This window comes from Streptomyces sp. NPDC046727 (assembly GCF_040645635.1).
In the GTDB taxonomy this organism is placed as follows: Bacteria; Actinomycetota; Actinomycetes; order Streptomycetales; family Streptomycetaceae; genus Streptomyces.
Genome location: NZ_JBEYYR010000029.1, coordinates 88,283 through 106,385, shown reverse-complemented (window position 1 = coordinate 106,385; position 18,103 = coordinate 88,283). Strand labels below are relative to the sequence as shown.

17 protein-coding genes and 1 pseudogene are annotated in these 18,103 nt (G+C 70.4%); 10 read left to right on the top strand and 8 right to left on the bottom strand.

Translation table 11 applies throughout. The features are described 5' to 3' along the window. Positions 1 to 502 precede the first annotated feature (502 nt). Positions 503 to 1,864, top strand: coding sequence for a bifunctional o-acetylhomoserine/o-acetylserine sulfhydrylase (locus ABZ937_RS30015; RefSeq protein ID WP_361696447.1), 1,362 nt, complete (start codon positions 503 to 505; stop codon positions 1,862 to 1,864). Then, positions 1,861 to 3,006, top strand: a complete 1,146-nt coding sequence (locus ABZ937_RS30010) for a homoserine O-acetyltransferase (RefSeq protein ID WP_361696468.1) — start codon at positions 1,861 to 1,863, stop codon at positions 3,004 to 3,006. The genes ABZ937_RS30015 and ABZ937_RS30010 overlap by 4 nt, the downstream gene beginning before the upstream one ends. A 34-nt stretch (positions 3,007 to 3,040) precedes the next feature. Here ABZ937_RS30010 and ABZ937_RS30005 read toward each other — a convergent pair whose 3' ends face one another. Further along, a complete protein-coding gene (locus tag ABZ937_RS30005) occupies positions 3,041 to 3,922 on the bottom strand; it encodes a rhodanese-like domain-containing protein (RefSeq protein ID WP_361696446.1) in 882 nt (293 codons plus the stop codon). Between the two features lie 373 nt (positions 3,923 to 4,295). Here ABZ937_RS30005 and ABZ937_RS30000 point away from each other — a divergent pair, with 373 nt between their 5' ends. The 6 genes from ABZ937_RS30000 to ABZ937_RS29975 all read left to right on the top strand — a co-directional run bounded on the left by ABZ937_RS30000 (position 4,296) and on the right by ABZ937_RS29975 (position 9,443). Continuing rightward, entirely contained in the window at positions 4,296 to 5,216 is a 921-nt protein-coding gene (locus ABZ937_RS30000) for an ABC transporter substrate-binding protein (protein WP_361696445.1), read from the top strand. A 108-nt stretch (positions 5,217 to 5,324) separates the two neighbouring features. Then, the gene (locus ABZ937_RS29995; protein WP_361696444.1) at positions 5,325 to 6,356 is read left to right on the top strand and encodes an ABC transporter substrate-binding protein; all 1,032 of its coding nucleotides are present in this window, start codon (positions 5,325 to 5,327) and stop codon (positions 6,354 to 6,356) included. Next, a complete protein-coding gene (locus ABZ937_RS29990) occupies positions 6,353 to 7,114 on the top strand; it encodes an ABC transporter permease (RefSeq protein WP_361696443.1) in 762 nt (253 codons plus the stop codon). The genes ABZ937_RS29995 and ABZ937_RS29990 overlap by 4 nt, the downstream gene beginning before the upstream one ends. Next, positions 7,111 to 7,872: an ABC transporter ATP-binding protein gene (locus tag ABZ937_RS29985; RefSeq protein WP_361696442.1), complete on the top strand. Its 762-nt coding sequence runs from the start codon at positions 7,111 to 7,113 to the stop codon at positions 7,870 to 7,872. The genes ABZ937_RS29990 and ABZ937_RS29985 overlap by 4 nt, the downstream gene beginning before the upstream one ends. Beyond that, on the top strand, positions 7,869 to 8,936 hold the full coding sequence (locus ABZ937_RS29980) for a phosphotransferase (RefSeq protein ID WP_361696441.1): 1,068 nt from the start codon (positions 7,869 to 7,871) through the stop codon (positions 8,934 to 8,936). Before ABZ937_RS29985 ends, ABZ937_RS29980 begins: the two co-directional genes overlap by 4 nt. A gap of 3 nt (positions 8,937 to 8,939) precedes the next feature. Then, positions 8,940 to 9,443 (top strand): AAA family ATPase, encoded by a 504-nt coding sequence (locus ABZ937_RS29975; protein WP_361696440.1) that lies wholly within the window; start codon positions 8,940 to 8,942, stop codon positions 9,441 to 9,443. Positions 9,444 to 9,650: 207 nt separating this feature from the next. On the opposite strand, the gene ABZ937_RS29970 is transcribed toward ABZ937_RS29975, so the two are convergent. The 4 genes from ABZ937_RS29970 to ABZ937_RS29955 are packed head-to-tail and all read right to left on the bottom strand — an operon-like array spanning position 9,651 to position 13,376. Further along, the gene (locus ABZ937_RS29970; protein WP_361696439.1) at positions 9,651 to 10,784 is read right to left on the bottom strand and encodes an aryl-sulfate sulfotransferase; all 1,134 of its coding nucleotides are present in this window, start codon (positions 10,782 to 10,784) and stop codon (positions 9,651 to 9,653) included. An 8-nt stretch (positions 10,785 to 10,792) separates the two neighbouring features. Further along, positions 10,793 to 11,785 carry an NrtA/SsuA/CpmA family ABC transporter substrate-binding protein gene (locus ABZ937_RS29965; protein WP_361696438.1) on the bottom strand — a complete coding sequence of 331 codons (993 nt, stop codon included), beginning with the start codon at positions 11,783 to 11,785 and terminating at the stop codon, positions 10,793 to 10,795. Positions 11,786 to 11,793: 8 nt separating this feature from the next. Then, positions 11,794 to 12,543 carry an ABC transporter ATP-binding protein gene (locus tag ABZ937_RS29960; protein WP_361696437.1) on the bottom strand — a complete coding sequence of 250 codons (750 nt, stop codon included), beginning with the start codon at positions 12,541 to 12,543 and terminating at the stop codon, positions 11,794 to 11,796. Next, positions 12,540 to 13,376, bottom strand: a complete 837-nt coding sequence (locus tag ABZ937_RS29955) for an ABC transporter permease (protein ID WP_361696436.1) — start codon at positions 13,374 to 13,376, stop codon at positions 12,540 to 12,542. Before ABZ937_RS29955 ends, ABZ937_RS29960 begins: the two co-directional genes overlap by 4 nt. A 167-nt stretch (positions 13,377 to 13,543) precedes the next feature. Here ABZ937_RS29955 and ABZ937_RS29950 point away from each other — a divergent pair, with 167 nt between their 5' ends. Beyond that, positions 13,544 to 14,116, top strand: a complete 573-nt coding sequence (locus ABZ937_RS29950) for an XRE family transcriptional regulator (RefSeq protein WP_361696435.1) — start codon at positions 13,544 to 13,546, stop codon at positions 14,114 to 14,116. Between the two features lie 429 nt (positions 14,117 to 14,545). Here the strand turns inward: ABZ937_RS29950 and ABZ937_RS29945 are convergent, their stop codons facing one another. From ABZ937_RS29945 to ABZ937_RS29935, 3 genes and pseudogenes are all read right to left on the bottom strand, one after another. After that, positions 14,546 to 15,361 carry a TauD/TfdA family dioxygenase gene (locus tag ABZ937_RS29945; protein ID WP_361696434.1) on the bottom strand — a complete coding sequence of 272 codons (816 nt, stop codon included), beginning with the start codon at positions 15,359 to 15,361 and terminating at the stop codon, positions 14,546 to 14,548. Positions 15,362 to 15,681: 320 nt separating this feature from the next. Continuing rightward, positions 15,682 to 15,756, bottom strand: a pseudogene (locus ABZ937_RS29940) (IS5/IS1182 family transposase); the annotation flags it as partial. A 198-nt stretch (positions 15,757 to 15,954) separates the two neighbouring features. Continuing rightward, entirely contained in the window at positions 15,955 to 16,881 is a 927-nt protein-coding gene (locus ABZ937_RS29935; RefSeq protein ID WP_361696433.1) for a dihydrodipicolinate synthase family protein, read from the bottom strand. 71 nt (positions 16,882 to 16,952) lie between these two features. Between ABZ937_RS29935 and ABZ937_RS29930 the strand changes: the two genes are divergently transcribed. Continuing rightward, positions 16,953 to 17,885 (top strand): LysR family transcriptional regulator, encoded by a 933-nt coding sequence (locus tag ABZ937_RS29930; protein ID WP_361696432.1) that lies wholly within the window; start codon positions 16,953 to 16,955, stop codon positions 17,883 to 17,885. Positions 17,886 to 18,103 lie beyond the last annotated feature (218 nt).

Below are 18,103 nucleotides of genomic sequence, written 5' to 3'. Positions count from 1 at the left end.
TCACAACTGCCCAGGCAGGTGGGCTGGTTGCGTGGCAGAAGCGGGATCAGACGGAAAGAGGAAGAGAGAGGGTGCGGGTCGCGAGCCGTGCAACGGCGATCAGCAACAGACCTGGTCGAACTGGTCGGCGCGGCGGCTCACCCAGAACGGGTCGAGCAGCACCGTGTGTGCCGTGCCAGTGGTCGCCATGACCGGATCAAAGCACACCCGGGAAGGTGCGTCCACCACGCATCCCGCAACGTGAGACACCCTCGTTGTGCTGGTGAGTACCGCCGCCGTTGTGGTTATCTGGCTGCATGACCGTGCTCGTGACCCGCCGCCACGTGGACTACGTGCGTGTCACCACCATGGGTTGTTCCGCCGCGAGCTGACGCCGCGCTCCGGCTTCTGACCAGCATCTTTCTCACCGCTTCACGCTGGCCGCCGCCCTCCGTCGGGGGCGGCCAGCGTTGCGGTTCCCTCGCGTCTTCCCGTCTCCACCCTCCGCACAGGGAGCACCGCCATGAGCCAGCCCATCGACTCCGTCACCGCCGGCCACACCCCCGAGGAAACGTCCGCCGGGCCTGACACCTCCGCGTGGTCCTTCGAGACCAAGCAGATCCATGCGGGTGCCGCGCCGGACCCGACGACCGGGGCGCGGGCGACGCCGATCTACCAGACGACGTCGTTCGTGTTCCGGGACACCCAGCACGCCGCCGACCTGTTCTCGCTCGCCGAGCCCGGCAACATCTACACCCGCATCCACAACCCCACCCAGGACGTCTTCGAGCAGCGGATCGCCGCGCTGGAGGGCGGAGTTGCCGCGGTGGCACTGTCCTCCGGTCAGGCGGCGGAGACCCTGGCGATTCTGACGCTGGCGAGCGCGGGGGACCACATCGTCTCCAGTACGTCGTTGTACGGCGGCACGTACAACCTGTTCCGGCACACGCTGCCGAAGCTGGGCATCGAGGTGTCGTTCGTGGACGACCCGGACGACGCCGAGGCCTGGCGGGCCGCGATCCGGCCGAACACCAAGGCACTGTTCGCGGAGACGCTGGGCAATCCGCGCGGCAATGTGCTGGACGTGCGGGCGGTCGCGGACGTGGCGCACGCGGCGGGTGTGCCGCTGATCGTGGACAACACGGTTCCGACTCCCTACCTCTTGCGGCCCATTGAGCACGGCGCGGACATCGTCGTGCACTCGGCGACCAAGTTCCTGGGTGGTCACGGCACCGCGATCGCGGGTGTCGTCGTGGACGGCGGCACCTTCGACTTCGGCGCCCACGCCGACCGTTTCCCCGACTTCACCGAACCCGATCCCAGCTACCACGGTCTGCAGTACTGGCCCGCTCTCGGCCCCGGCGCCTTCGCCATCAAGCTGCGGGTGCAGCTGCTGCGCGATCTCGGCCCGGCGCTCTCCCCGCACTCCGCGTTCCTGCTGCTCCAGGGCGTGGAGACGCTGAGCCTGCGCATTGAGCGGCACTCCGCGAACGCCCAGGCACTGGCCGAGTGGCTGGGTCAGCGCGACGAGGTCGCCGCCGTCCACTACCCGGGACTGCCGTCCAGTCGCTGGTACGAGGCCGGGCAGAGGTACCTGCCGCGCGGTGCCGGTGCCATCGTCTCGTTCGAGTTGCGGGACGGCATCGAGGCGGGCAAGCGGTTCGTGGACGCCGTCGAGCTGTTCAGCCATCTCGCCAACATCGGCGACGTCCGCAGCCTCATCATCCACCCGGCGTCCACCACCCACAGCCAGCTGGACGAGGCGCAGTTGGCAGCCACTGGCACCTCGCCCGGCCTGGTGCGACTGTCGGTCGGCATCGAGAACCTCGCCGACCTCAAGGCCGACCTGGAGGCAGGGTTCCGCGCGGCGAAGGGCGCGTCCTGAACACCGTACTGACGCCCTCCGAGGTCCCCCTCCCGCCGGCCACCGGGGCCTGGCGGGAGGGGGACCCGCCCGGGCGTCGCCAGTGGTACGTCCGCGAGAAGCCGCTTCCGTTGGAGGCGGGCGGTGAACTGCCGGCCGTGCGGCTGGCGTTCGAGACGTGGGGACGGCTCGCGCCTGACGCCTCCAACGCCGTCCTCGTGCTGCACGCACTCACCGGGGACAGCCACGTCGTCGGACCCGTCGGACCCGGGCACCCCACCCCCGGTTGGTGGGACGGACTCATCGGACCGGGACGGGCCCTGGACACGGACCGCTGGTTCGTTGTGGCGCCGAACGTCCTCGGCGGCTGCCAAGGAAGTACCGGGCCGTCGTCGCTCACGCTGGCGGGACGCTGCTGGGGCGGCGACTTTCCCTTCCTGACACAGCGCGACCAGGTTGCGGCCGAGGCCGACTTGGCCGACGCGCTGGGTATCGACCGGTGGGCGCTGGTGGCCGGCGGCTCGATGGGCGGGATGCGGGCATTGGAATGGGCCGTGGCGCATCCGGAGCGCACCGGCGCGCTCCTGCTGCTCGCCACCACGGCCGCGGCGAGCGCCCAGCAGATCGCCTGGGCGAACATCCAGCTGAACGCCATCCGCTCCGACCCGCACTGGCACGGGGGCCACTACCACGACACCGGCCGCGGCCCGCACACCGGGCTCGGCCTGGCCCGACGGCTCGCCCACGTCACCTACCGCAGCGAGCAGGAGCTTCAGGTCCGCTTCGGCCGTACGTCCCAGGGCACGGAGGACCCCTGGAGCGGCGGCCGGTACCAGGTCGAGTCCTATCTCGACCATCACGCCGCCAAGCTGGTGCGCCGCTTCGACGCGGGCAGCTACGTCGTCCTGTCCGAGGCCATGAACAGTCACGACATCGGCCGGGACCGGGGCGGCCTGCGCGCCGCCCTGCGCCGGGTGACCGCCAGAACGCTCGTGGCCGGGGTCGACTCCGACCGCCTCTATCCACCGTCCCAGCAGGCGGAACTGGCGTCGGGCATCCCCACTGCCGATGACCTCCGGCTGATCGAATCCCCCTACGGCCACGACGGCTTCCTCATCGAGGTCGAGCAGGTCGCCGCGCTCATGGGAGAGCTCGTCCCCTGAGCGGGTCCGGGGAGATCCCAGCCCGCCGACCGACTCAGCCGCCGAGTTCCAGCGGCAGCGCCGGATCCTTGGACCACTCCTCCAGCGAGCCGTCGTAGACGGCGATGTCGTCCCGGCCGAGCAGGGTGAGGGCGAGCGCCGTGGCCGCGGCCGAGATGCCGCCGCCGCAGTACAGGACGACCGGCGAGTCGGCGCCGTGGAGGACCGCGCCGACCCGAGCGGCGAGTTCGGGGCCGGGCAGCACGCGGCCCACGGAGTCGAGCAGCTGACGGCCCGGAAGACTCCGGCTGCCGGGGATGTGGCCGCGGCGGCTGTAGCGGGTGGGGGCGGAGCCGTCGAAGCCGCCGGCCGGCAGGGCGCACACCAGTGTGCCGGGACGGTCGCCGCGGCTGATGGCGGCCACTTCCTCGATCCCCACCCACAGTTCGGCACGCGGGAGCGGGGTCAGATGCGGCACGACCGGAGCCCGGCCGGTGTCGTCGCCGCTGACGAGCGGACGCCCGGCCGTCTGCCACGCCTCCAGGCCACCGTCGAGGACGGCCGCCGGCACGGAGATCGCCCGCAGCATCCACCACAGCCGGGCCGCCCAGATGCCCCCACCGCTGTCGTACGCCACGACCGCGTCGCCCTCCCCCACGCCGAGCCGGGCGAGCGCGGCGGCGAGGGCGTCGGGGGACGGCACGGCGAAGTGGTACGGCGCGTCGTGGTCGGAGAAATCGCCGATCAGGTCGGCGTGGCGGGAGCCGGGGAGGTGCCGCTCGGCCCAGGCGGCCCGGCCGCTCGCACACCGGTAGTCGCCGTCATGCCGGGGCGAGGGCAGCAGGGCGGTGGCGTCGAGGACGACCACACGCGGGTCGTCGAGGCGGTCGGCGAGCCAGGTGTCGTCGACCAGGGGGCCGGGCAGCAGGGAGGTCATAGCGGCCGATAGTACGCCCGTGAGCTGGGCGTCTTGCCTATCGAGCATGGTCATCCCATATTTCGGACCGCGCTTGCACAGCACCCCGGGCATGCCGTTATGGTTTCGGCCATCTACGCGGGAGCCCCTACCCGGCTGGGCTGAGAGGGCGTCTGGGATCCGTTCGTTCGAACGCGGTCCCCATGGGGACGCCGACCGCACCAACCACGCCATCCAGGCGTCCCGCGTAGGAGTTCACGTGTCCGCAGCAGTCGAGCCGAAGCGACCGGTGTCCCACACCCCGGTGCGCTGCTCCTGTTGTTGTCGCTGACACTCCTCATACCCCTCTCGCCGTCCGCCACGCGCTCTCGCGCACCCTCTTCGGAGTACCCCCATGCCGCACATCCGGGTCATGCTCGACTATTTCCACCCTTGGCCGAATTCCGCCGGTCTGTACGTCTCCCGTGCCCGTGGCTGGTTCACCGAGGCCGGGCTCGACGTGGAACTGGTCGTCCAGGATCCGGGACGCGGTGACACGCTGGAATACCTGGCGCGAGGCGAGGTGGACTTCGGGATCTTCCCGCCGAACCGGCTGCTCGCCCGCCGCGCCACGCAGGGTCAGCCGCTGATCGCGGTGGCCGCGGTCAACCACCGGGGCCTGGAGGCGATCCAGACCACGACCTCGACCGGCATCACCCGTCCCCGTGACCTCGCGGGCCGACGGCTCGCCCTCAACCCGACCCCGCGCGGCCGTGCCATGGTCCGGCACCTGGTCGCGGCCGACGGCGGCGACCCGGGTGCCGTGCTCCTCGTCGACGCAGGCACCCGCGAACTGACCGTGGACGACATCGAGGCCGGCGAGGCCGACGCCACCTTCGGCACCTACTGGTCCTGGGACGCCCTGCGCGGCGACCTGCCCGAGGAGCGGCGGGTGACCTGGCCGGTGGACGAGATCGGCGCACCCCGCTACCACAGCTACCTGCTGGGTACGAGCGAGTCCCTGCTCGCCGAACGGCCTTCCCTCGTACGGGACTTCCTCGCCGTCACGGCCCGGGGCTATGCCGCCGCCGCCCGTGAGCAGGACGACACCCTGACGCTGATGGAGGGCGTGATCCCGTACTTCCCGCGCCCGCTCATCGCCCGCTCGCTCGCGCTGATCGCCCCCACCTGGACGAACCCGAACGGCCGTTGGGGCGTCATCGACGAGAGCCGGATGGGCCCCTACGCGCACTGGCTCGCGGAGAACGGCGCGATCGCGCACGATCGCGACTGGGACAGGTCCTTCACCAACGGCCTGCTGGACGTGGCCGCGTGACGTTTCTGACCCGGCGGCTCGCCGTCGACTTCAAGCGGGTGGCCAGCGCGCTGTGTCGGGCGTGACCGCCTCGCACAGCCTGTCTTCCCTCCGTACGAAGGACCCGTCATGCACCGCCGTACCCTGCTGTCCGCGATAGCCGCGACCTCCCTGCTCGCCGTCACCACGGGATGCCAGGCCGACTCCTCGGCCGCCGCGAAGGACGGCACCACGACCGTCACCCTCGCCCTGGACTGGACGCCCAACACCAACCACACCGGCATCTACGTCGCCCGGGCCAAGGGCTGGTTCAAGGACGCCGGGATCGACCTGAGGATCGTGCCGTACGGCTCCACCGCGCCCGAGACGCTGCTCGCGAACCACAAGGCCGACTTCGGCATCTCCTACCAGGAGGGCGTGACGACCGCACGGGCGGCCGGTGCCGACATCACCTCCGTCTACGCCATCACGCAGAAGACGAACGTCACCATCGCCGTGCGCGCGGGCCGCGACGACATCGACTCTCCGAAGGATCTCGACGGCAAGACATACGCCGGTTTCGGCGCCCCCTACGAGGAGCCGCTGCTGCAGAAGGTCATCCGGAACGCGGGCGGCAAGGGCGACTTCAAGCAGATCACCCTCAACACCTCTGCGTACGCGGCGCTTTACGCGGACAAGGCCGACTTCGCGATGCCGATGCCGACGTGGGAGGGCCTGGAGGCGGAGCTGAGCGGCAAGCCGCTCAAGAACTTCCAGCTCTCCGACTACGGCTTCCCGGCGATCTACTCGACGCTCGTCGCGTCCTCCGACCAGTTCCTGAAGAAGAACCCGGCGGTCGCGAAGAAGTTCGTGGCGGCCCTCGACAAGGGTTACCGCTACGCCGCCGACAACCCCGGCAAGGCGGCCGACCTGCTGATCGCCGAGAACAGGAGTGTGCTCACCAACACCGAGCTGGTGAAGAAGAGCGAGGCGCTGCTGGCCAAGGAGTACTACAAGGGCGCGGACGGCACGATCGGCACCCAGAGCGCCGAGCGCTGGCAGGGCTTCGCCGACTTCGAGTACAAGGCCGGACTGCTGGTCGACGGAGACGGCAAGAAGCTGACGAAGGCCCCGGACGCCTCGGCCTTCTTCAGTAACGACTACCTCCCGGCCGCCAAGTGAGGCCGCTGCTGCGGTCGTTGTGGCCGCCGCTGCTGGTGCTGGCCGTGGTGGTCGGCGGCTGGCAACTGTACGTCACCGCCGGCGGGGTCGATCCGATGACACTGCCGTCGCCCGCACGCGTCGTCGAGCAGGGCTGGGCGAACCGCGCGGACCTGTGGGCACAGACGCTGCCGACCCTCCAGGAAACCCTGCTCGGCTTCGCGCTCTCCTTCGCGGCGGCCTGGCTGGTCGCGGTCCTGCTGGACTTCTCCGCGGCGGCCCGCCGCGGCCTGTACCCGCTGCTGGTCGCCTCACAGACGATCCCGATCGTCGCAGTGGCGCCACTGATGATCATCTGGTTCGGCTTCGGGCTGCTGCCGAAGATGCTGGTGGTGACGCTGACGACGTTCTTCCCCCTGGCCGCCAACTTGGCCGCCGGCTTCGCGGCGACCGACCGCGAGGCGATGCGGCTGCTCCGCTCCCTGGGCGCGGGCCCGTGGCGGGCCTTCCGTCTGGTGCGGGTGCCGAGCGCGATGCCGTACTTCTTCGCGGGCCTGAGGGTGAGCATCACCTACGCCGTCGTCGGCGCCGTCTTCGCCGAGTACGCGGGCGCCGAGGCGGGACTCGGGATCTATATGCAGGCGCAGAAGAGCGCGTTCCGAACGGACCTGGTGTTCGCGGCGGTGGGGGTGACGGCGGCGTTGAGTATCGCGCTGTTCGGGGCCACGTATCTGCTGCAGCGGCTGGTGCTGCCGTGGGAGCGAAAGGTGGGCGAGTGAGCAGTCTGCGCATCGAGGGTGTGGGCAAGTCCTTCGACGACCTGGAGGTTCTGCGGGACCTCGAACTCTCCGTCGAAACGGCCGAGTTCGCGGCGGTCATCGGGCCGAGCGGTTCCGGCAAGAGCACCCTGTTCAACCTGGTCTCCGGCCTCGACCGACCCACGTCGGGACAGGTGCTGGTGGAGGGCGAACCGGCCTCAGTGGAGTCCGGCAAGGTCGCCTACATGCCGCAGAAGGACCTGCTGTTCCCGTGGCGGACGGTCCTCGACAACACGGCACTCGGCCTTGAGGCCCAGGGGGTGAGGAAGAGGGAGGCGCGGGCGCGGGCCGACGCGCTGTTCGCCGACTTCGGGCTCGACGGCTTCCAGAAGGCGTATCCGTCCCAGCTCAGCGGCGGTATGCGGCAGCGAGCAGCGCTGTTGCGCACAGTGGTGCTGGAGCGGCCGGTCCTGCTGCTGGACGAGCCGTTCGGCGCACTGGACTCGCTCACCCGGACCGAGATGCAGTTGTGGCTGGCCGACATGTGGCAGCGACACCGCTGGACCGTCGTCCTGGTCACCCACGACATCCGCGAGGCGGTCCTGCTCGCGGACACCGTACATGTGCTGTCCCCGCGCCCCGCCACGGTCGTGGAGCGCATCGAAGTGCCACTCCCCCGCCCGCGCGGCGAGGCGGACTTCACCGCATCCGAGTTCGCGGCGACCGAACGCCGGGTCCTGGAGTCCCTGCGTGGCACAACGGCGGTGAGCACAGGATGAGTTCACTTCTGGCACACGGCCTGGGCACCGACCCGGTCGAACCCGACTGGGCGCCGCTCACGGAAGCCGAGGTGACGGACGTCGTCGGTCCGGCACGGGTGGTGTGGCGCAGCCCGCGTCCGCTGTCGGCGGCGGCGGTCGTCGAACGGGACGGGCGGCGCCTGTTCGTGAAACGGCACCACATCACCGTACGAACCCTTGAAGGGCTGGCCGAGGAGCACGCGTTCCTGCGTCATCTGCGACGCCACGGCGCCCCGGTGGTGGAGGTACTGGACACGGCGGAGCGCGGTGAGTGGGCCTACGAGGTCCACTCGGCCGGCGTCGGCATGGACCTGTACCGGGACGCGCTGTCCTGGTCGCCGTTCCAGTCCGCCGTGCACGCGCGAGCGGCCGGCGAGGCACTGGCCCGGCTGCATCTGGCGGCGGAGGGATTCGACGCGCCGCGCCGCCGAGTGCAGCCGCTGGTCGCGTCGTTCACGGTGTTCGCGTCCAGCGAGCCCCTGCTCGCTCTGGAAGGACATGTGGCCGAGCGGCCCGAACTGGCCGAGGCCCTCAAGGGCTTCCCGTGGCGCCAGGACACCGAACGCGTCCTGGTGCCGCTGCACGAGCGGCTCTCCCCACACCTCGGCGGCCTCGTCCCGCTGTGGACCCACAACGACTGGCACGCCTCCAACCTGCTGTGGGACGCCGACGGCCAGGTGGCCACGGTCCTGGACTTCGGCATGAGCGATCGGACCACCGCCGTGCACGACCTGGCCACGGCCATCGAACGCAACGCGGTCCAATGGCTGCAGCCGGGCTACCCGGTGCGTGAGGAGGACGCCGTGGCCCTCCTGGAGGGCTACCGCTCGGTGCGACCGCTGACGGCCGACGAGTCAGCCGCGCTCCCCGCACTGCTGCCGCTGGTACACGCGGAGTTCGCGCTATCCGAGCTCGGCTATTTCCACGGCGTCACACGCTCGGCGCACAACGCCCGCCTGGCCTACGAGTACTACGTCGGCCACGCGGAGTGGTTCGCCGGCGCCGACGGCAAGCGTCTCCTGCGGCGACTGGCGAAAGGATGAACCGTGCTCATCGTCATGGGCGGCCTGCCCGGTGCCGGCAAGACCACCCTCGCCCGTCTCCTGGCGGCCCGGATCGGTGCGGTCCACCTGAGGGTGGACACCATCGAGCAGGCGATCGTCCGCTCCGGGCTGGCACGGCACCCCGTCGGCCCGGTGGGTTACGTCGTCGGATACGCCCTGGCCGAGGAGCATCTGCGGCAGGGGCTGGCCGTGATCGCGGAGTCGGTGAACCCGCTGAGTGTGACGCGTGACGCCTGGCGGGCCACCGCCGTCGGAGCGGGTGTGCCTGTCCTCGAGGTGGAGGTGGTCTGCTCCGACCCGGCTGAACACCGGCGCCGCGTGACCTCACGGTCCGTCGACATTCCGGGCCTGACGTTGCCGGACTGGCAGCAGGTCGTCGACCGGGAATACGAGCCATGGGACCGCGACCGCGTCGTCGTCGACACGGCCGGGCAGGAACCGCGCGACTCACTGGCCGCGCTGCTCGCTCGCCTTCGGTCGGGCTGAGGGGTGAGCGTGTTTCCAGAAGTACTGTGCGTAACGGGAGTTGGGGGCCTTCTGGGCCGGGGGGTATTGGCATGGCCCTCGCCGGGCGACCGAGTCGCGAGGTTACGTGGCCTGCTGCGGGCCGTGGCAGGCGGCGGTGCGGTTTGCTGGTGCTGCTGTCGCTGCACGGCCTGTCACCTGCGCAGATCGGCACACTGACCTCTTGTGTCATCTCCCCTCGTGAGGCCGGAGCCAGGCCGTGTACTGCGGTCCGTAGCGGTGAGCGCGGAAGACCGCGTTCTGGGCGCCGCGGGAGGACTCCAGGCCGACGCCGGTGCCGAAGGTGCCGAAGTGCGGGACGACGTACTCCCAGACGATGTCGCCGTCCGGTGTGACTTCGAAGAGGCGGCCGAAGGAGCCCTCGGCGACGAAGGTGTTGCCGTTCGGGAGGCGTTGGGCGCTGGACATGTAGGGGCTGTAGAAGTTCTGGGGCGGGTTGTCCTCGTACGACCAGACGATCTTCCGGCTCTCGCGGTCGACCTCGATCACGCGGGAGTAGGGAACGGACGTGTCGTCGCGGTAGGAACCGTTGTCGAAGATCAGGATCGTGCCGGAGTCCAGTTCGTGGGGGTGGTGCTGCTGGGCGAGGACATCCGGCCCCAGCCGCCAGGTGACGTGTGAAGTGGCGCGGTCGATGACGACGGCCGTCGAGGCGCTGCGGAAGCCGACCATGATGCTGCCGTCGCGCAGTTCGTTGACCGTGTTGGCCATCGGCCAGTGCTCGCGGGCGAAGTGCCGGTTCAGCGGTGTCCCTTCGATGTCCAACTGCTCGAACGACGCCCAGCGCCACAGGATGTCGCCGTCCCAGGTCATCTCGTAGACGACGTCTCCCCAGATACGGCCGTCCGGCGCCTCAGTGCCGGGGATCCCGCCGGGGATGCGGGCCGCGAGCGCGGGCGGGACCGGTTCGACGGCGAGGAGAATCAGGTTGCCGTTGGCCAGCAGGCTCGCGTCATGGTGGTGATAGAGGTGGCGGGCCTCGCGCAGCAACGTGCCGTCGGGGGCGACGAGTTGGAAAATGCCGCCGTGGTAGACCTCCCAGATCGGGAAGAGCGGGTTCCCGGCCTCCGTGTCCTTTCCCTGGTAGAACAGCGTGCCGTCGGGAAGGAGTTGGGCGTGGCGACCGGGTGGATGCGGCAGGGTCCACTGGTGGGCGACCTCGCCGTGGATGTCCACGAGGTACACGTCGCCCATGCCCGCGATGGGGGTGTAGAGGGTGTGGCCGCCGTAGCTGCGGGCGGGGTCGTGCGCCCGCAGGCCGGTGCCTCGGCGGCGCAGGGTGTTCTGGTCGACGGTCGTCATGGCGTCCTTCAGTGGGGAGTTACGGCGGTGGGGGCGGCGGCTGTGAGCGGCGCGCGGTCGATGTGCCGGAGGAAGGTGGCCCGGTCGGGGGTCCCCGGCAGCTTCTGTGTCGACTTCGCCCAGGTGCCCTCGGCGATGAGGAGTTTGAGCAGGGGTTCGTCGAGGGTGACCTCGTAGTCGTACGAGCCGTAGTGGCTGTTGACGAATGCGGGCTGTACGGCCCCGGCGGCCTGGGCCATCACCGCCTTGCGGGCGGCGGCCGGGTGCTCGGCCATCGTCTTCGTCGCAGTCGTGAGGGTGCGCAGGACCGCGGTGGAGGTGGCGGTGCTCGTGCTGGGAGCGGCGATCAGGAGGGTGCGGTAGGTGTAGCCGTCATAGCGGAGTTCGCGGTACTTCGAGCCGAGCGTCGTCTTCGTGGCGTCGTAGAAGCTGGGGAAGGTCAGGCCCGCGTCGATGTCGCCCCGAGCGAGGGACGCGGTGACCTGGTTCGGGGCGAGGTTGACCAGGGTGACGTCGGACGGCTTCAGACCTGCCTCGGTAAGCATGCCGCTCAGCACATACTGGACGTTGGTGCCCTCCGGCAGGCCGATCTTCTTTCCCTTGAGGTCGGCAAAGCTCGTGATGCCGGCGGAGGCGGTGGCCAGCAGGCGCCAGTCGGTGAAGCCGGACAGGGCGGCGAGGATCTTGATCTTCCGGTCGGTGAGGATCGCGGATACGGCGGGCAGGTCGCCGACCACCGCGTACTGGGCCTGGCCGCCGAGGACGGCGTTGAGGGCGTCGCGGCCTGTGGCGAAGGACTGGAGTTCCGGGGTGAGGTGGTTGGCCGCCCAGTTCTTGTTCTCGGTGGCGGTGTAGACGGGGGCACCGCCGAGGTAGTCGCTGCCGGCGATGGTGACCTGGGCGGTCGTGGCCGTCGTGCTCTTCGTGCCGGTGCCGCAGGCGGTGAGGAGGGCGGTCAGGGCGAGTAGGGCGGCCAGTGGGCCGCGTGGTGTTCTGCGCATGGGAGTCCTCAGGAGTCGGTGCCGAGTTGCGCGACGATGCGCGCACGGAGGGGGTGGAGGGCCGCCCGGTCCGGGGCCGCCCGGTCCGGGGCCGCGTCGTCGGTCGGCCGGTGGTCGGCGATCACGCGTCCCGGAGCCGCGGCCATGACGATCACGCGCTGGGACAGGGCGAGGGCCTCGTCGACGTCGTGGGTGACGAAGACGACGGTGGTGCGGGTGCGTTGCCACAGCTGGGTCAGCAGTCGCTGCATGCGCGCCCGGGTGAGGGCGTCGAGAGCGCCGAACGGCTCGTCCATCAGCAGGACCTGGGGTTCGGCGGCCAAAGCCCGTGCCAGTGCCACGCGTTGCCGCATACCGCCGGACAGCTGTGCCGGGTACTTCTCGGCGGCGTCGGCGAGTCCGACCGCGGCGAGTGACTCGAGGGCGCGCTCACGGCGCTCGGCGCGGGGCAGACCAAAGCGTTTGAGGGCGAATTCGACGTTGCCGCGGGCGGTGAACCAGGGCAGCAGCGCGTAGTGCTGGAAGACCATGCCCCGGTCGGGGCCGGGTCCGGTGACCGGGGCGCCGTCCACGAGGATCCGGCCGGAGGCCGGGGTCACGAACCCGGCGAGGGTGTTCAGCAGCGTGGACTTGCCGCAGCCGGTCGGGCCGAGGAGGGAGGTGAAGGAGCCGGGGCCGAACTCCAGGTCGGTGGCGGAGAGGGCGAGGGAGCCGCCGTAGCGGACTTCGATACCTTCGAGACGGACGTCGGCGCTCATGAACCGCTGCTCCAGTGGACGAGACGACGGCCGGCCGTGCTGATCAGCGCGTCGGCGAGGACGCCGAGCAGTCCGAGTTCGATCAGGCCGACGAACATGTGGCCGGTGCGCAGGAACTGGCCGTCGACCTGGAGGCGGTAGGCGATGCCGCTCTGTGCACCGCCCAACTCCGCGGCCACCAGGGCCAGGAAGGCGAGTCCGGCGCCGTAGCGGAGTGCCGCCACGACCGACGGGGCGGCCGCCGGAAGCAGGACCTCGGTCATCCTCCGCCAGGCCGGCACACCGAGGGTGCGGGCCGCGCGGAGATAGTCGGCGGGGACGCGGGCGACGCCGTCGTGGACGTACAGCCATACGGCGAGGAGGACGGCGTAGGCGATGACCAAGTGCTTGGCCCGCTCGCCGATCCCGAACCAGGCGGTGACCAGCGGCACGAGGGCGATGGCCGGGATGGGGCGCAGGAACGACATCACGGGGCCTGCCAGTGCCGCGACGCGGGGGTGGTGGCCGGTCGCGAACCCGAGCGCGATCCCGGCCGACGCCCCGGCCGCGAAGCCCTGTCCGGCCCGCGCCAGGCTGGCCCGCAGGTCGGCGGCGAGCGTGCCGTCGGCCCACATCGCATGCGCGGCGCGCAGAGTCTGCCAGGGCGTGGGGACGAGACCCTCGCCGAGCACGCCGGCCCGTGCGGCCGCCCACCACAGGGCAAGCACGAGGACCGCCGACGTGAGCGGTGCCGCGCAGGGGGCGAGAACCTTTCGGATCCCGTTGCGGGGCGAGCGGGGCACGGCCGTGTCCGGGGGCCGTGCCGGACGAGGCGGCGGTGCTGTGCGAGCCATGGCGCGGCTCCTCATGACGGGTCCCCGGGTCTCCCCAGGGCAGCGATATTGACGACGTCAATAATTCGCGTGGTTTATTGCCGCAGCGTGTCGGCACCATGAAGCCTCACCAGGGCTCTCTCGGCCCACGCCTCCGCTTCCGCCGCCACTGCGCTACCGTCGGTCCTGTGCGCCGACCCGACCCGACCCCCGAGTCCCTGGCCGTCGGATCCGTGATCCGCGGACACCGCAAGCGGCTCGGTGTCCCGATGGCCGAACTCGCGGCCCGCTCGGGCCTGTCCCAGCCCTTCCTCAGCCAGCTGGAGCGGGGCCTGACGACTCCGAGCCTCGCCTCGATCTACAAGATCGCCGAGGCGCTCGCCCTCCCGCCGGGCATCTTCCTGCGTCCGTCCAGCACCGGCGACACCGTGGCTCATGAGGAGGATCCGCAGGTCATCCGGGTCACCGAAGGAACCGGCCAGTTCGCCCGCGTCCTCATCCCCGGCGGCCAGAGCGACGTCATGGAGGCGTACGAGCAGCACTTCACACCCGGGCAGGGCGAGCGCGGCTGGTTCGAGCACACCGGGGAGGACTTCATCTACGTCCTCGAAGGCGAGGTCGACCTGGAACTGCGCGACGAGGAACCGATCCGGCTGCGGGCAGGCCAGAGCGCCCATCATCGTGGCGACATCCCCCACCGCTGCCGCCTCGTCGGAGCCGAGCCCGCCCGCACTCTCCTGGTCGTCGTCCTGGGCCGCTGAGCACGTCCGGGGACTGCGCCGCCGGGTCGCGCGAGCCTGTCCGCCGAGTCCGACGGCGCGTACCACCCGCTTCGTAGGTGACCCGGAGATCACACACGAGCGCGATGCGCCCAGGTCGAGTCCGTCACCCAGGAAGCCCAGTGGGAACTGATGCACTTCGGCCGTACCCGCCGGCCCACCGCCCGACTCTCATCACCCCGGACTCTCGGACGTGAACGAGATCTCCGGGCCCTCGCACAAGGGTGGGCGCGGCGCCCGGCGAAGCGGGCGTCCGGGCCCTCGCGGGCGGCCCGGACGGCGTTGTCGAGGGGGTGCGTGCTTCAGGTCGGCCAGGGCTTCGCCGCCACGGACGTCGATCCGATGTGCCCCGAAGGCCGAGTCCTCAGCGCCGCAAGGGCCGGTGATCGTCTGTCACCGCGACCGGAAGTTTCAGGCCGTGGGCTGACGCACCGGCTCCACTCCGATGACCTTGCGGTAGACGCGGGCGCTGTCTCCGTAGTCGTCCACGGCGTAGTGCCAGGTCGCCCGGTTGTCCCAGAGCACGAAGTCACCGGCGTTCCAGCCGAAACGGATGGAGTAGTCGGGCGATGACGCATGCCTGAGCAGGTGGTCGAGCAGCACCTTCCCCTCCTGCGCCGTGACGCCCGTCAGGCCGAGCGCCGAGGTGCTGATGAACAGGCCCTTCCGGCCCGTCTCGGGGTGGGTCAGCACGACCGGATGCTCGACGGTCTCCTCGACCGCGACACGCTTGCTGCCCTGCGCGTAGTTCCCCGCGTTGGCGTCGTAGACCGCGCCGACCGATTCGAGCAGCTCCTTGAAGGGCTCGGACAGGTCGTCGTATGCCGCCTGGAGATCGGCCCACAGGGTGTGGCCGCCCAGCGCGGGCACAACCTCGTAGGTCAGTGACTCGATCGCGAAGACCGGCTGCCGCCACAGTCCGCCGATGTGCCACGTGCTGGCCTTGCCTGTCTGCTGGACGTTGTACGGGTAGACCAGGGGGTGGGCGGGGTCCTTCACCGCGGTCGGGTGGTCGAAGGGCTGCGCGAAGATGCGTACGGCCTCGACGTGCTGCTCCGGTGTGAGGTGCTGGCCGCGGAACACCAACACCTTGTGCTCCCGAAACGCCCGGCGCAGCTCTTCGGCGGTTGCGTCGTCGACGCCGGTCGTCAGGTCGATGCCGGTCACCTCGGCGCCGAACCGCGGACCGGCCCGCCGTATGTCGTGGCTCGTGACAGTGGTGGTCATGGCTTTTCCCTTTCAGTGCTGCCGTACAGGAATGACGCGCGAGTGGTCGCCGCACACGGGAAGGGGTGAAAGCGACGTCAGAAGCGTCGACACGCGGAGGCGTCGACGCGCGCCAGATCCACGTACAACCTGCGGTACAGCGCTGAGGGGTTCATCTCACCATGTGTAGCAGGCAGTTGAGGAACGAATCGTTGCAGCTGCATGAAAATTCCGGGCCGACCGGGCCGACCAACGGGAAGCGGTAAGGCGATCGCGCCCCACGAGGGCATCGAGTCAAGGATGGTCGCGATTGTGCCGCCCACGACGCCACTGAACCAGCGACGGCTTCTGCGGAAGGTCCGCCAAGACTTCGAAAGGGCGACGCCTTGTTCGACGGGAGCGCGAGCGTGGGCGAGATCAGCATCCCGCTCAGCATCGACGCGGTCTACGTCCTGACCGCTGGGTCTCTCGCCTCCTGTTTGAGACAGCGCCCGAAGTGGATGCGGCTCCAACGCTACCTCACGGGAACGCTACTGGCGGGGTTCGCGCTCCCCGTGGGCACAATCGGCTTGCACAGAAGTCCACCGGGTTCCGCCGGTGGCCACGAGCCCGTGTCAGGCCGCGGTCTCTTGGTGGGCCTGGGGCGTCAGTGCGGTGGCCAGGTCAGTCGCCCGCCCGACCGAATCGGCGGAGGCGGCCAGCAGCGGTAGCCGGACGGCCGGGCTGGGGATGCGGCCCTGGGCGTGCAACACTCCCTTGATCACGGTCGGGTTCGGCTCGGTGAAAAGCGCGGCGGACAGCCGGGCCAGTTCAGCTCCCAGCCTGCGGGCCGGTCCGGCAGCGTCGCGCTGCCAGAGCGAGATCAGCTCGGCGTAGTCGGCGGTGCGGACGTTGGCTGACGCCAGGATGCCGCCGCGGGCGCCGGCGGCGAGCAGGGGCGAGATGACAGCGTCATCGCCGCCCAGCACCGCGAAGCCCGGTGCCGGCGAGCCGAGCAGCTCCATCGCGGCTGCGTCGATCCGGCCGGTCGCATATTTGACCCCGACGACCTCCGGTAGATGCCCGAGTGCGTTCAGAGTGCTGGTGCTGAGGGGCTGACTGGTGCGGTACGGGATGTCGTAAACGACCAGCGGCAGGCCCCCGTATTCGGCGAGTGCCGTGAAGTGTGCCAGCGTTCCCGCCTCACCGGGCCGGGTGTAGGGCGGCACGGTAACCAGCGCCGCGGTGACGTCACCCCTCTCAGCGAGCTCTCGCAATGTCGTGATGGCGGCCGCGGTGCCGTTGCTGCCGACACCGACGATCAGCGGAGCCCCGTGTGCCCGGCAGGCGGCCGAACAGATACGGACCACCGCCCGCTTCTCCTCGGTGGTCAGCGTGGCCGCCTCCGCAGTGGTGCCCAGGGCAACGAGCCCGCGAGCGCCGCCGGCCGACAACGCCTCGTCGGCGAGGTGGGCGAGCGCGTCCGGGGCGAGGCGCAGGTCGTCGGTGAACGGAGTCACCAAGGGGACAAACAGGCCAGTGAAGTTCGCTTCGGGCTTCATGCATCCAGCCTGACCGACCCGAACCCGGTAGATCCAGTCCGCGTTTCTTCGCTTATACGTAAGCTCAGCTTATGCTCGATGTCCGACGTCTCCACCTGCTGCGCGAACTGGACCGACGCGGCACCATCGCGGCCGTGGCCGAAGCCCTGGCCTTCACTGCCTCGGCCGTCTCCCAGCAGCTGGGTGTGCTTGAGCGCGAGGCAGGCGTGCCCCTGCTGGAACGAAGCGGCAGACGAGTGGTGCTCACACCGGCAGGCCGCATCCTCGTCCTCCACGCCGGCGCCGTTCTCGAACGGCTCGAAGTGGCGGTCTCTGAGCTGGCCGGGGCGCGCGAGGGCATCGGCGGGCCGCTGCGGATCGGGACCTTTCCCTCTGGCGGCCCCTCCATCGTGCCCGTCACGCTGGCCGAGCTGACCCTGCGGCATCCCGCGCTGGAACCGATGGTGCAGGAGATCGACTCGGCGCGAGTCTCCGACGGTCTACGCGCCGGCGAACTCGACGTGGCCCTCGTCCACGACTACGACTTCGTTCCCGCGTCTCCGGACACCGCAGTCGATCAGGTGCCCCTGCTGGAGGAACCGATGTATCTGGCCACGGGCGGCGCCGACGACAGCCCTCCCACTGCCGGTCCTGCCGTCCGCGGCGACACGCTGGCGGAGCTGCTCGGACCGTGGGCCACGTCTCCGTGGATCACGGCCCGGGACGGTACGACCGGTCACGCGATGGCCGTACGCGCCTGTCAGGCGGCCGGTTTCCAACCGCGCATCCGCCATCAGGTCAACGACTTCCGTACAGTCCTGGCGCTGGCCGCGATCGGGCAAGGTGCCGGATTCGTACCAGAGATGGCCACCGCACACGCCCCCGAGGGCGTGGTCCTGACCCGGCTGCCTCTCTTCCGTCGCACGAAAGTCTCCTTCCGCGCGGGCGGCGGCACGCACCCGGCGATCGCAGCATTCGTGGCGGCGGCGCGAACAGCGGTGGGCACAACGGGCGGTGCCGCCTGAGCGATCCTGACAAAGGCGTTGGAGGTGGCGGTGGGTGATGAGGCAGGTGGCGAGGCCGAGGAAGGCTTCGTGAATGTCGTCGCGTCACTCCCAGCGGATCCGCAGGCGGCGGAAGCCGTGGAGCCAGGAGATCGTCCGCTCTGCGCCCCACCGGGAAGGTCCCCAGGCCCGTGCCGTGCTGCCGGGCCGTGCGCGGTCGACCGGGCTGGGACCGCTTT